At 25.9% G+C, this 12,506-nt stretch carries 13 protein-coding genes; 1 reads left to right on the forward strand and 12 read right to left on the reverse strand.

The window, feature by feature from the left end; translation table 11 throughout:
• Positions 1–38 precede the first annotated feature (38 nt).
• Positions 39–698, forward strand: a complete 660-nt coding sequence (gene queE, locus BUMPG002_RS02120) for a 7-carboxy-7-deazaguanine synthase QueE (RefSeq protein WP_025369044.1) — start codon at positions 39–41, stop codon at positions 696–698.
• A gap of 21 nt (positions 699–719) precedes the next feature.
• Here queE and queD read toward each other — a convergent pair whose 3' ends face one another.
• The 12 genes from queD to BUMPG002_RS02180 form a co-directional block, all read right to left on the reverse strand.
• A complete protein-coding gene (gene queD / locus BUMPG002_RS02125; protein WP_025369045.1) occupies positions 720–1,088 on the reverse strand; it encodes a 6-carboxytetrahydropterin synthase QueD in 369 nt (122 codons plus the stop codon).
• A 36-nt stretch (positions 1,089–1,124) separates the two neighbouring features.
• Positions 1,125–1,862 (reverse strand): peptidoglycan DD-metalloendopeptidase family protein, encoded by a 738-nt coding sequence (locus BUMPG002_RS02130; RefSeq protein WP_235065605.1) that lies wholly within the window; start codon positions 1,860–1,862, stop codon positions 1,125–1,127.
• A gap of 290 nt (positions 1,863–2,152) precedes the next feature.
• On the reverse strand, positions 2,153–2,635 hold the full coding sequence (gene ispF, locus BUMPG002_RS02135) for a 2-C-methyl-D-erythritol 2,4-cyclodiphosphate synthase (RefSeq protein WP_025369047.1): 483 nt from the start codon (positions 2,633–2,635) through the stop codon (positions 2,153–2,155).
• 14 nt (positions 2,636–2,649) lie between these two features.
• Positions 2,650–3,366, reverse strand: a complete 717-nt coding sequence (gene ispD / locus BUMPG002_RS02140) for a 2-C-methyl-D-erythritol 4-phosphate cytidylyltransferase (RefSeq protein WP_025369048.1) — start codon at positions 3,364–3,366, stop codon at positions 2,650–2,652.
• Positions 3,367–3,387: 21 nt separating this feature from the next.
• Complete coding sequence (locus tag BUMPG002_RS02145) at positions 3,388–3,600, reverse strand: septum formation initiator family protein (protein ID WP_235065606.1); 213 nt, start codon at positions 3,598–3,600, stop codon at positions 3,388–3,390.
• A 50-nt stretch (positions 3,601–3,650) separates the two neighbouring features.
• Entirely contained in the window at positions 3,651–4,271 is a 621-nt protein-coding gene (gene cysC, locus BUMPG002_RS02150) for an adenylyl-sulfate kinase (protein WP_025369050.1), read from the reverse strand.
• A 1-nt stretch (position 4,272) separates the two neighbouring features.
• Positions 4,273–5,694: a sulfate adenylyltransferase subunit CysN gene (gene cysN, locus BUMPG002_RS02155; RefSeq protein ID WP_025369051.1), complete on the reverse strand. Its 1,422-nt coding sequence runs from the start codon at positions 5,692–5,694 to the stop codon at positions 4,273–4,275.
• Between the two features lie 22 nt (positions 5,695–5,716).
• Entirely contained in the window at positions 5,717–6,625 is a 909-nt protein-coding gene (cysD, locus tag BUMPG002_RS02160; RefSeq protein WP_025369052.1) for a sulfate adenylyltransferase subunit CysD, read from the reverse strand.
• 62 nt (positions 6,626–6,687) lie between these two features.
• A complete protein-coding gene (cysG, locus tag BUMPG002_RS02165; RefSeq protein ID WP_044006141.1) occupies positions 6,688–8,058 on the reverse strand; it encodes a siroheme synthase CysG in 1,371 nt (456 codons plus the stop codon).
• A gap of 161 nt (positions 8,059–8,219) precedes the next feature.
• Positions 8,220–8,960 (reverse strand): phosphoadenylyl-sulfate reductase, encoded by a 741-nt coding sequence (locus BUMPG002_RS02170; RefSeq protein WP_025369053.1) that lies wholly within the window; start codon positions 8,958–8,960, stop codon positions 8,220–8,222.
• A gap of 15 nt (positions 8,961–8,975) precedes the next feature.
• Positions 8,976–10,685 carry an assimilatory sulfite reductase (NADPH) hemoprotein subunit gene (gene cysI / locus BUMPG002_RS02175; RefSeq protein WP_025369054.1) on the reverse strand — a complete coding sequence of 570 codons (1,710 nt, stop codon included), beginning with the start codon at positions 10,683–10,685 and terminating at the stop codon, positions 8,976–8,978.
• Positions 10,685–12,493 (reverse strand): assimilatory sulfite reductase (NADPH) flavoprotein subunit, encoded by a 1,809-nt coding sequence (locus tag BUMPG002_RS02180; RefSeq protein WP_025369055.1) that lies wholly within the window; start codon positions 12,491–12,493, stop codon positions 10,685–10,687. The genes cysI and BUMPG002_RS02180 overlap by 1 nt, the downstream gene beginning before the upstream one ends.
• Positions 12,494–12,506 lie beyond the last annotated feature (13 nt).

Below are 12,506 nucleotides of genomic sequence, written 5' to 3' on the forward strand. Positions count from 1 at the left end.
TTTCTTATTGCAAAATTAATCAATAAAGAGAAAAAATTATGAATTATCCGGTTAATGAAATATTTCAAACCATACAAGGTGAAGGTTACTATACTGGAACTCCATCTATTTTTATTAGATTACAAGGTTGTCCGATTCATTGTCCATGGTGTGATACTAAATATACATGGACATGTTTGGATAAAAATAAAATATCTTCTGAAGAAATTATAAAAAAAAATACATCGAACCAACAGTGGAGCCTCATGAATGTTGAACAAATACTTTTAAATATTAAAATAAAAAAATGGACCGCTAAACATATAGTAATTACTGGTGGCGAACCCTGTATATATAATTTATTACATCTTACAGAAACATTAGAAAAAAAAGGATTTAGATGCCAAATAGAAAGTAGTGGTACTCAATTAATTCAATGCTCATTAAATACTTGGGTCACAATTTCTCCTAAAAAAAATCAAAATACATTATTAACAGCAATGTTGCGATCTAATGAAATTAAATATCCTATTTTAAAAAAAGAGGATTTATCTTATTTAGATAAGATCTTGTCCATGGTAAAAAATAAAAAAAAATGCTATGTTTCTTTACAACCTATTAGTCAAAATAAAGAAGCTTTAGAAATATGCATAAAAACTTGTATAATGAAAAATTGGAAGCTTTCAATACAACTGCATAAATATATTCTAATAAAATAAGACAGATAACTCTTATCTATTTTATTTATTATCACCTCTATAAATACAACCAGACGTACAAGTCTCTTTAACTATAACTGCACTTAATAAAGGTAAAATAGGCTTTAATCGTACCCAAATCCATTTAGCTAAATTTTCACTAGTTGGATTTTCTAATCCAGAAATATTATTCAAAAAATTATGATCTAATTGTTTGTAAATAGGATGAAATATTAATTTAAGATCAGAAAAATCCATTATCCATCCAGTTTTTTTTTCAATTTCACCTTCTATTTCTAAACGAATTAAAAAAGAATGACCATGCAATCGTCTACATTTATGTTCTTTAGGTACATATGGTAAATAGTGTGCAGCTTCTAAATAAAAATCTTTAAATATTATAGTTTTCATGTATGTATAAAAAATCATTAATTTTTATTGAAAAATTTAATAAATCACTCTCTTGGTATTAATTTGAGGTAAAATATTTAATGGATTTATAGATTGACCTCTATAACGAATTTCAAAATATAGCTTTGATGAATTATTTTCAGATGATCCCATAGTAGAAATTTGTTGATTAACATGAACAGTATCTTGTTGTTTAACTAAAATTAAGTTATTAAAAGCATAAATACTAAGATAATTTTGACTATGTTTTAAAATAATTAAGCGACCATATTTTTTAAATATATCAGTTACACAAACTACTTTACCAGTTGCAGCAGCAAAAACAGGCTGACCTTTAAAACCAAAAAATTCTATTTCTTTATTTTTTGATTTACTATGATAAATATATTTAATATTTGTACTTTTAATAGGCCAATCCCAATCTTTAGAAGATATAAAATTTTTTTTTCTAAAAAGAACACTCTTTTTTTTAGTTGTTTCATCACAAAAAAAACAGATTTGACTCGTACTATATCGTGAAGTATCTTTTAAAAAATTTTTAAGTTTTAATGGGTTATTAAATATTAATTCACAAGAAGTGCTATTTTTTTTATTTAAATCTATAATAGAACAATTATTTTGATTAATTAAAAAATCTCCTATCCATATTTTCTGACCGACGATTATTTTATAAGGCTTTTTAATATAATTGAATTTAGATAATTCATAATAATTATGACCAGATTTTTTAGCAATAGAATAAAGATTATCATTCCGTTTAACTGTATAAAACATTTGAAATTTGTTTTCTCGAAATAAACCAATAAAACTGTGATTAAAAACAGTAATTTCATGTTTTTTTAAAGAAATATTTTTTTTGGATTTGAAAAATGAAAAACACTCATTCTTATTAAAAAAAAATATTTTTTTTTTACTATTATGATCAAAATAAATAAATGAATTATTTTCTATAGACGATGCAAAAACAAAATTATTATAAATCAATGACATGAATATTAAAAAAAATAATTTATATAAAAAACATTTTAATAACATTATTTTTTCCATTCTCTTTAAGAAAAAAATTATCTTCTAATATTTTTAACAAGCATTACAACAGCTTGACAAGAAATGCCTTCTTTTCTTCCAATGCATCCTATCATTTTAGCACTTGTAGCTTTAATACTAATATTCTCTATTTTAGTCTGAAGATCTAATGATAAATTAGATCTCATCGAAAAGATATATGAAGACATTTTCGGACATTCTGCAATAATAGTAGCATCAAGATTACATATATCATAATTTTTTAATGTAATTTTCTTCCAAATGTTTTTTAACAAAATTCTACTATCAATATTTTTATATCTTTGGTTATTACTAGGAAAAAAAGTTCCAATATCTCCCATTGCAGTAGCACCTAGCAATGAATCTATGATAGCATGAATCAATACATCTCCATTGGAATGAGCAATTAATCCTATTTCATAAGGAATTGAAACACCTCCAATAATTAATGGTTTTTTATCTCCAAAAGCATGAAGATCAAAACCGTATCCAATTCTCATGAATCTGTCCTTTTTTATTCATTTACATTATACATATTTTTTAAATAAAATTCTGCTAAAATAAGATCTTCAGGCCAAGTAATTTTAATGTTTTTAGAACTTCCTAAAACTAATAGTGGATGATATCCACAGTATTCTAGTGCTGATGCTTCATCTGTTATACTAATTCTATTTTTTATAATTTCTTTTAAACAATTTTTCAAAATTTTAAATCGAAATAATTGAGGAGTTAAAGCATGCCATAAATTTTTTCTATATATAGTATATAATATTTTTTCTTTTTTTATATTACTATATTTAATAGTATCACATACAGGTCTTGCTAAAACAGCACCTACTGGATTTTTTTTTATCATAGATATTAACGCGTCTAAATCTTTATAACTTAAACAAGGACGTACGGCATCATGTACTATTACCCAGTCAATATTTTTTACTATTTTTAATCCTGAAAAAACTGAATTAATTCTTTTTTTACCTCCAACCACAGAAAAAATACGAAGATGAGATGATATAGATAATTTATGAAAATAATTATCTTTTGGATGCAAACTAACAATTATTTGAGATATATAGGGATGTAACAATAATTTAGTTAAGGTATGTTCAAGTATGGTACGATCTTGAATTTTCATATATTGTTTTGGTAAACTTGATATCATTCTACTACCTGTTCCAGCAGCTGGTACTATAGCTACAATTTTAGGTTTAAACAAACTAAACAAAATCATTTTATATCCAAAATAATATTATTAAGTTTCATTTTTTTTAATATGATTATTATGATTATTTAAATTTTTAATTTCTAATATTATTTGATTATTACGAATTTCAAGTTTTTCATTATTTTTTTCTTCTATTACAACTTTTTGATGTATTTTTATATAATCTAGAAAACCATTTGTTCCTAACCAAAGAGAATATTGTAACCAAGCAAGCAAAAAAAATAGAAATGTTTTTAACATTCTCATACTTTACTCTAAACAATCAATTTTTTTATTTACAGTGAAAAATTTCAATCGATTCCCATAAAAGATATTATATTATAATCATGCAATACTTTAATTAACTTTTTTGCACTATTTTGTAAAGAATCTGTTCCATCTAAATGCACATCAGCTGTTTCTGGTCTTTCATATAAATCATTAATACCGGTAAAATTAGATATTTTCCCCATACGGGCTTTTTTATATAATTTTTTAGGATCACGATTTTCACATATATGAATGGGCGTATCCACAAATATTTCTAAAAAATTTTTTTTTCCTAATATTTTATAAACCATTTTTCTTTGATGTATGTATGGAGAAATAACTGATACTAATGTAATGATACCAGAATCTAACATCAATTTAGCTACTTCTCCAATACGCCTTATATTTTCTTCTCGATCAATTATAGTGAAATTTAAATCTGAACATAATCCTAATCTAATATTATCACCATCTAGCACGTAAGTATGAATACCATTTTTAAATAATATTTTTTCTAAATAATTAGCAATGGTTGATTTACCTGAACCTGATAATCCAGTAAACCAGATTACAATTGATTTATGACCATATTTTTTTTCACGTTTAATACGAGTAATAAAATGTTTTTGACGAACAATATTATTTGGAAAGTTACTATTCATTTTAAGATGAAACCTTTTTCATAACTAATTTAGGTATGTTCCAATGCGGAAAATGTTTCGAAACAAAGGCATGTAAATCTAATTCAAAATCTTTTTTCTGGTCATGTAAAATCGGTTTTTTTGTTCTTAAATTGCTCTTGATCATTCCAGCTCCGACTGTGATATTCGTTAAAAAATCAATAAAAATTATATTTCCTGTCATTCTATTCTCATCATAATTATCAAAAATCATAGGTTCGCTAAACATGACTTTAATTCGGCCAATACTATTTAGAGAAAGAGAATCACTTTTTCTTTTTATTAAAGTATTTATATCTATTTGAAATAAAATTTCTTTTATGTACACTCGTGTTTTTTTCCCAGATAATTTAATATTATAAGATCCTCCTATTAATAATAGATCATCTATCATCCAGACTACATCAATAATAGCTTCTTGAGAAGGTTTTAAAAGAGAATTAGTATTTACAAAAAAATCTCCTCGATTAATATCTATTTCATCTTTTAATACTATAGTAATTGCCTGTCCAACTTCTGCTTTTTCTAAATTTTTATCAAATGTTACTATATTAGTAATGCGAGAATTTATATTAATAGGTAATATTTTAATTAATTGTCCAACATGAATACTACCAGATAGTAATGTTCCAGAATATCCACGAAACTCTGAATTAGGACGATTGATATATTGTACTGGAAATCTTATTTCTTCTGAATTATTTTTATATTGTATTTTTATTGTTTCTAAAATATCTAATAATGTTGAACCATTATACCAAGGCATAGCATGACTTTTAAAAACAATATTTTCACCTATTAATGCAGATATAGGAATAAACATAATATTTAAATTTTCTGGTAGTTTCTTAGAAAATTGTAAAAATTTTTTTTTTATATTAATAAATATTTCTTCTTTATAATTAACTAAATCCATTTTATTAATAGCAACAACTAAATCTTTAATTCCAAGTAAAGTCGAAATAAAACTATGTCGATATGTTTGTTCAGATAGACCTTTTCGAGCATCAATTAATAAAATAGATAAATCACATGTAGAAGCACCAGTAACCATATTACGAGTATATTGCTCATGTCCAGGAGTATCTGCAATAATAAATTTTCTTTTATGAGTAGAAAAATAACGATAAGCTACATCAATAGTAATACCTTGTTCTCGTTCAGATTGTAATCCATCTACTATAAGAGCTAAATCAATTTTATTACCTTGTGTTCCATGACGCTTGCTATCATTTTTCAGAGAAGATAATTGATCATCGTAAATTTGTTGAGTATCATGTAATAAACGACCAATTAAAGTACTTTTTCCATCATCTACACTGCCACATGTTAAAAATTTTAATAAAGATTTTTTTTGATTTAAATCTAACCAATTTTTAAAATTATCTTTTATATTAATACTCATTATCTTAAATTTAACCTCTTATTTAAAAATAACCTTGTCTTTTTTTAAATTCCATTGAACTTTTTTGATCATAATCAATAGCTCGTCCTGTTCGTTCACTAGTTTTAACTGTTAAAGTTTCTTGAATTACATCTTCAAGATTTTTAGCTTCTGATTCAATAGCACTCGTTAAAGGCCAACAACCTAAAGTACGAAATCTTACCATCTTTTTCTGTATTACTTCATTCGGAAGAACATTCATTCGTTCATCATCAATCATGATCAACGCGCGATCTCTTTTTAAAACTGGACGTAGTGCAGCGAAGTAAAGAGGAACAATTTCAATGTTTTCTAAAAAAATATATTGCCAAATATCTAGTTCAGTCCAATTTGAAAGTGGAAAAACACGAATATTTTCTCCTTTGTTAATTTGCCCATTATAATTCCACCACAATTCAGGACGTTGTTTCTTTGGATCCCACTGATGAAACGAATCACGAAAAGAATAGATACGTTCTTTAGAACGTGATTTTTCTTCATCTCGTCTTGCTCCACCAAAAGCAGCATCAAAATTGTATTTATTTATAGCTTCTTTTAAACCCTCTGTCTTCATTATATCAGTATATTTACTACCACCATGTTCAAAAGGATTTAAACCTAACAATTTTCCTTTTGAATTACAATGTACTATTAATTCTAGATTACAAGTACTAGCAATATGATCTCTAAATATATACATCTCTTTAAACTTCCACCCAGTATCTATATGAAGCAAAGGAAAAGGCAAAGATCCAGGATAAAAAGCTTTTTTTGCAAGATGTAACATGACTGAAGAATCTTTTCCGATAGAATATAACATTACAGGATTATGAAATTCTGACATTACTTCTCGCATAATGTAGATGCTTTCTGATTCTAATTGACGCAAATGACTAGTATTTTTTGTAAACATTAATCTTCCTTTTTTTATTAATTTTACTATAATAGTTTCTGATAAATATTATTTAACAAATTTTAAGTTTGAAACCATTTAAACTTATTATGTAAAAGTACAACTTCTCCAACAATTAATAAACCAGGAGCTATAATCAGTTTGATTATTTTTTCAATTTCATCTAAACGTCCTATAATTACTTTTTGATTAATCGTAGTTCCTTGTCCAATAATAGCTATTGGTGTCGATTTCGATCGACCAAATTCAATAAGTTTTTTAGAAATTTCTTTAGCCTGTAAAATACCCATATATATTACTAAAGTGTAAGAAGCATCACATAAAATAGACCAATTATTAATGAAACCATTAGTCGATTTATGACCTGTAATAAATATTACACCATGAGAATATCTGCGATCTGTTAATGGTATACCAGAATATGCAGCAATACCAATAGCAGAAGTAATTCCAGGAACAACTTGAAAATCAATCTCTGCTTTCTTTGCTGCTTCTATTTCTTCACCACCACGACCAAAAATAAAAGGATCGCCTCCTTTTAAACGTACTACTTTTTGACCTTTTTTTGCTAAAGATATCAATAGTATATTAATTTCTTTTTGAGTAATATTTTTCAGACCCGCACGTTTTCCAACACAGATCCGTTTAGCATCTCGACGAATTAAGTCTAAAACGTCTTGAGAAATTAAGTAGTCGTATAAAACTACATCTGCTTCCTGTAATACTTGTAATCCTCTTAAAGTTAATAAACCACTATCTCCTGGACCAGCTCCTACTAAAATGATTTCACCTTTTAATAAATTAATATCATGAATACTTTTTTTTAAAAAATTAACTGCTTGATCTTTATTACCCTTCAATATATATTCTACAAAAATACTCTTAAATAATCTTTCCCAAAAACGACGTCTTTCTAAAAAATTTATAAAATGTTGTTTGATCTTTTTTCTCCATTTACCTGCAATTTTAGCTACATCACCTAATCTTATTGGTAAAATAGATTCTATTTTTTCACGTAATAAACGTAATAAAACTGGAGCTGTACCACCGGAAGAAAGCGCTATAATGATAGGAGACCGATCAATAATAGAAGGAAAAATAAAAGAGCATTTTGATTGATTATCTACTACATTAACAAATATACAATAATCATTACATACATTAAATATATATTGATTTAATTTAGAATCATTTGTAGCTGAAATAACTAAAAAAGTTTTATTTAAAAATGATTTATGAAACTCTTCAGATATCCAATCTATTTTTTTTTCATCTAGAAGAGTTTTAACTTCTGAACATAATTCTTTAGCAATTACATTCACTTTTGCTTCTGAACGTAGTAAGAGCGTAATTTTATTAAATGCTACTTCTCCGGCACCAATGACTAAAATTTTTTTGTTTTTTAAATCTAAAAAAAGAGGGAGATAATTCACGTTTACCTTATCTGAAATTATTAAAATACAGTATTGAAAAATAAAAAAATTAAACTAAAAATTAAAATATAATAAATTACATTTTTATGTAATTCAAATAGATAAAAAAATTGTTTATGTTTTAAAAAATAATACGTATATTAATTATTTTTTTAAATCTATTAAATTTTATCTTCATGTAAACCACATTCACGTTTTAGTCCAAAAAAACGAGTTTCTTCCTCTAACATTCCTGGTATATGTTTAGAAGTAGTATGTGTGTCTCCTATCGAAGAATAGCCATCTTTTGATAAAGGATGAATATCTAATTGATTGATTTTTAAATATTTTTTTATTTCATTATTAGACCAATCTAATATTGGTAACACTTTAAAAGTTTTTTTTTGAATAGAAATATATGATAATAATTTTCGACTTTTTGATTGATCACGACGTAATCCTGCAAACCATGTTTGTACTGACAACTTATTTAAGGCATCATTCATTGGTTCAATTTTATTGATAGTATTATAAAAATTAATACCCTGAATTCCTTTTTTCCATAACTGTCCATATCTTGCTTCTTGCCATGCTGGAGATATTTTTGATCGAAAGACCTGTAAGTTTAAATTAAATTTTTCAGTTAAAAAATCAATAAAATTATATGTTTGAGGAAATAAATAACCTGTATCAACTAATATTATAGGGATATCTGGTTTTTGCGTAATCATAAGATGTAATAAAACTATTGATTGAATACCAAAACTAGATGACATAATATGTGTACAGGGTAAATTTTTTAATGACCATCGTATACGTTCTTCTGCAGAATAATTAGATATTTTCGAGTTGAGTTCAGATAAGATTTTATTTTTTTTTTTATCATTTAATAAATTAATATCTTTAATATTCAATATTGACATTATTTTATCTCCAAACTAATTCCAAAAATCAAAAATGGGATCAACGATCTCTTTAACAATACCTTTTCTAATAATAAAATCTCCAAAATCTTCTTGTGTTTTTCTTTCATTAGACCAGCATTTAATTAAAGACTTTAAATGAATAAATATTTCTTTTTCAGTAATGTTTTCTTGATAAATTTTAGGAATTCGACTCCCTACGCGATTACCTCCTAAATACAAATTATATCTACCAATAGATTTTCCAATCAAACCAATTTCAGATAATAATGATCTTCCGCAACCATTTGGACAACCAGAAATACGGAAAATTATTGTTTCTTTTTCTACACCATACTTTAACATAATCTTTTCTAATTTTGTAACAAAATGCAACAAAACACGTTCTGCTTCTGCCATTGCTAAAGGACAAGTAGGAAATGAAACACAAGCCATAGAATTTTGGCGTAAAGGACTGATTCTCTGAATTAAACCATGTGATAAAGCTATTTTTTCTATTTTATTTTTATTTTCTTCTAAGATTTCAGAAATGATAATATTTTGATTTGAGGTGATTCTAAAATTACCTTCATGAATATTTGCTATTTTTAACAGTCCAGATTTTAATAATTGATTCTGATTGTCATATATACGGCCATTTTGAATAAATAATGTCAAACTCCAAGTATTATTGATATCTTTAATCCATCCAAATCTGTCTCCCCTACTTATAAAATGATAAGGACGAATTGGTTGAAAATTAATATTTGCTCTTTTTTCTACTTCTTTTTTAAAAGATTCTAAACTAAAATTATTTATGGTATATCTAGTTTTTGCATTAGCACGATCAGTACGATTACCCCAGTCTCTTTGTGTTGTAACTATCGCTTGAGTAATTAATAAAACATTTTCTACAGAAATATAACCTATTTCTGTAGCAAGAAACGGCCATGTTTTTTTATTACCATGAATAAAAGATAATCCTCCACCTATTAAAACATTAAAACCAATTATTTTTTTATTTTCTGTAATAACAATAAAGTTCATATCATTTGCATATAAATCTACATCATTATATGGTGGTACTACAACTGTTGTTTTAAATTTTCTTGGTAAATAAGTTTTACCTAAAATAGGTTCTTTATCTGTTGTAGCAATCTTTTTTTGATCTAACCAAATTTCTGCATAAGCTTTAGTGTGTGGTAATAAAAATTCTGAAATTTTTCGTGCCCATTCATAAGCTTCTTGATGAACTAAAGATTCCATAGGATTAGATGTACAAAGAACGTTTCTATTAACATCATTAGCCGTTGCTAATGAATCCAATTCAATTTTATGTAACATTTTATGGACATCTTTTAACTTATTTTTCAAAATTCCATGAAATTGAAAAGTTTGACGATTTGTGAGTCGAATAGTACCATATAATGTATATTTAGTTGCAAAATTATCAATATCTATCCATTTTTTTGCTTTAATAACTCCACCTGGCAATCTACAACGAAGCATCATTGCGTAACGTGGTTCTAGTTTTTGTTCATGACGTTCTAAACGTAAATCACGGTCATCTTGCTGATACATACCATGAAATCGAATCAGTGAAAAATTATCTCCGCTAAAACCATTAGTTATTTCATTTTTTAAATCTTCAATTATTGTTCCTCTTAAATAATTACTATTTTGTTTTATACGTTCAGCATCAGTAACTTTTTCGAGTAAATCATTTTCTTTATTACTTTTTTTCATTAATATACATCTCTTTTATAACGCTTATTTAAGCGTAAATTATTTAAAAATTCCTCAGAATCTTCAAAATTCATATTACCATACTCACTAATAATATCTAATAACGCTTTTTCAACATCTTTAGCCATTTTAGAAGCATTACCACAAACATACAACTCTGCTCCTTCTTTTATCCAAGACCATACTTCTTTCCCATTTTCTCTAATTTTATCTTGTATATATATTTTATGTTCTTGATCTTGTGACCAAGCTAAACTAATTTTCGTAAGAAGACCTTTTTTTATGTATTCTTGCCATTCAATTTGATATAAAAAATCTTCGGTAAAATGAGGATTACCAAAAAAAATCCAATTTTTTCCTGTAGATCCATCATTATCTCTTTGTTGCATAAAAGCCCGAAATGGAGCAATACCTGTACCTGAACCAATCATTATAATAGGTGTATCTTGATTGAGGGGTAAACGAAAATTGTTATTATTTTCAATAAATATTTTTATTATATCATCAGGTTTTAAAGATTGTGAAAGATAACCAGAAGCACCTCCAAAATGTAAATTACCAGAGATTATTTTTTTTACAACACCTACTGTTATATGAATTTCATCATTATTCTCAGATTGAGATGAAGAAATAGAATATAATCGCGGTGTTAAAGGACGCAACAAGCTAATTAATTGTTCAGAAGATATTTTTGATGGATGGTCATTTATCATCTTAACTAAAGGGGTGTCAACAATATAGTTTTGAAAATTTACCTCGCCAGAAGAAATCATATTTTTTAGAAACTTATTATTAGTAACAACAGCATAATTTTTTACAATATTTTTAGTGTTATTAGTTAATTCAAAATGATTTTTTAGAGCATCAAAAATAGTTACAACGTTATTTTTAATTGTTACTTTATCAGATGCCTGAATAGAAAGTAATTCTAATATTTCCTTAACTAAATTCGAATCATTTTTATACCAAACACCTAATGCATCACCAGGTATATAATTGATATTTAAATTTTGAATATCAATTTCAATATGATGGACATCTTTATTAGAATTGCGACCAGTAATTTTTTGATTAATTAATACAGGAGCTCTTGCAGGATTTTTTTTATTATAAAGATCTTTTAGAATTATAGACTGCTTTTCATTATTAGTAGAAGATGGAAATGATTTATGATTATCTTTATAATGAAGATTCAGTGATTCTAATAATTTTTCAGACCATTGAATATAATTATCCTCATATTCAATATCAGCATCAAATCGATCAATTAAAGATTTTCCACCTAATTCTTTAAATCTCTTATCAAAATCTTTTCCTGCTTGACAAAAAAAATTATAAGATACATCTCCAAGACCAAAAATACTATAATAAAAATCATTTAATTTTGGAGCTTTTTTTGACATAATATATTTATATAAAGATAATGCTTCTTCTGGAGGTTCACCTTCTCCTTGTGTTGAAATAATTAAAATTAATATTTTTTCATCTTGTATTTTTTTAAATTTATAATCAATAGCATTAATTAAACGAGTTTTTATATTGTTTTTTTGTAAGTATTCATGAAGACGTTCAGATAATAACTTTGCATTACCAGTTTGAGAAGCTGAAATAATAGTAATAACAGGTTTGGTATTAAATTGTTTTATTTGAATAGGAAGTGTATTAGATGATTGATTTGCAACTTTCCAAAAATAACCTGATAGCCAAGCACATTGTATATTAGAACAACTACTTTCCAGTTGTTTTAAATTGTTTAATTGATCTGAACTTAAAGGCAGTAAGAGATCAAGTATTTTTTGATTTTTCATTGTAATAAAGATC

This window comes from Buchnera aphidicola str. G002 (Myzus persicae) (genome assembly GCF_000521565.1).
Lineage (GTDB): Bacteria > Pseudomonadota > Gammaproteobacteria > Enterobacterales > Enterobacteriaceae > Buchnera > Buchnera aphidicola_C.

What these genes read in the sequence shown, in the direction of transcription:
- queE (WP_025369044.1), top strand. Translation starts at nt 39, where the DNA reads ATGAATTATCCGGTTAATGAAATATTTCAAACCATACAAGGTGAAGGT.
- queD (WP_025369045.1), bottom strand. Translation starts at nt 1,088, where the DNA reads ATGAAAACTATAATATTTAAAGATTTTTATTTAGAAGCTGCACACTAT.
- BUMPG002_RS02130 (WP_235065605.1), bottom strand. Translation starts at nt 1,862, where the DNA reads ATGTTTTATACAGTTAAACGGAATGATAATCTTTATTCTATTGCTAAA.
- ispF (WP_025369047.1), bottom strand. Translation starts at nt 2,635, where the DNA reads ATGAGAATTGGATACGGTTTTGATCTTCATGCTTTTGGAGATAAAAAA.
- ispD (WP_025369048.1), bottom strand. Translation starts at nt 3,366, where the DNA reads ATGATTTTGTTTAGTTTGTTTAAACCTAAAATTGTAGCTATAGTACCA.
- BUMPG002_RS02145 (WP_235065606.1), bottom strand. Translation starts at nt 3,600, where the DNA reads ATGTTAAAAACATTTCTATTTTTTTTGCTTGCTTGGTTACAATATTCT.
- cysC (WP_025369050.1), bottom strand. Translation starts at nt 4,271, where the DNA reads ATGAATAGTAACTTTCCAAATAATATTGTTCGTCAAAAACATTTTATT.
- cysN (WP_025369051.1), bottom strand. Translation starts at nt 5,694, where the DNA reads ATGAGTATTAATATAAAAGATAATTTTAAAAATTGGTTAGATTTAAAT.
- cysD (WP_025369052.1), bottom strand. Translation starts at nt 6,625, where the DNA reads ATGTTTACAAAAAATACTAGTCATTTGCGTCAATTAGAATCAGAAAGC.
- BUMPG002_RS02170 (WP_025369053.1), bottom strand. Translation starts at nt 8,960, where the DNA reads ATGTCAATATTGAATATTAAAGATATTAATTTATTAAATGATAAAAAA.
- cysI (WP_025369054.1), bottom strand. Translation starts at nt 10,685, where the DNA reads ATGAAAAAAAGTAATAAAGAAAATGATTTACTCGAAAAAGTTACTGAT.
- BUMPG002_RS02180 (WP_025369055.1), bottom strand. Translation starts at nt 12,493, where the DNA reads ATGAAAAATCAAAAAATACTTGATCTCTTACTGCCTTTAAGTTCAGAT.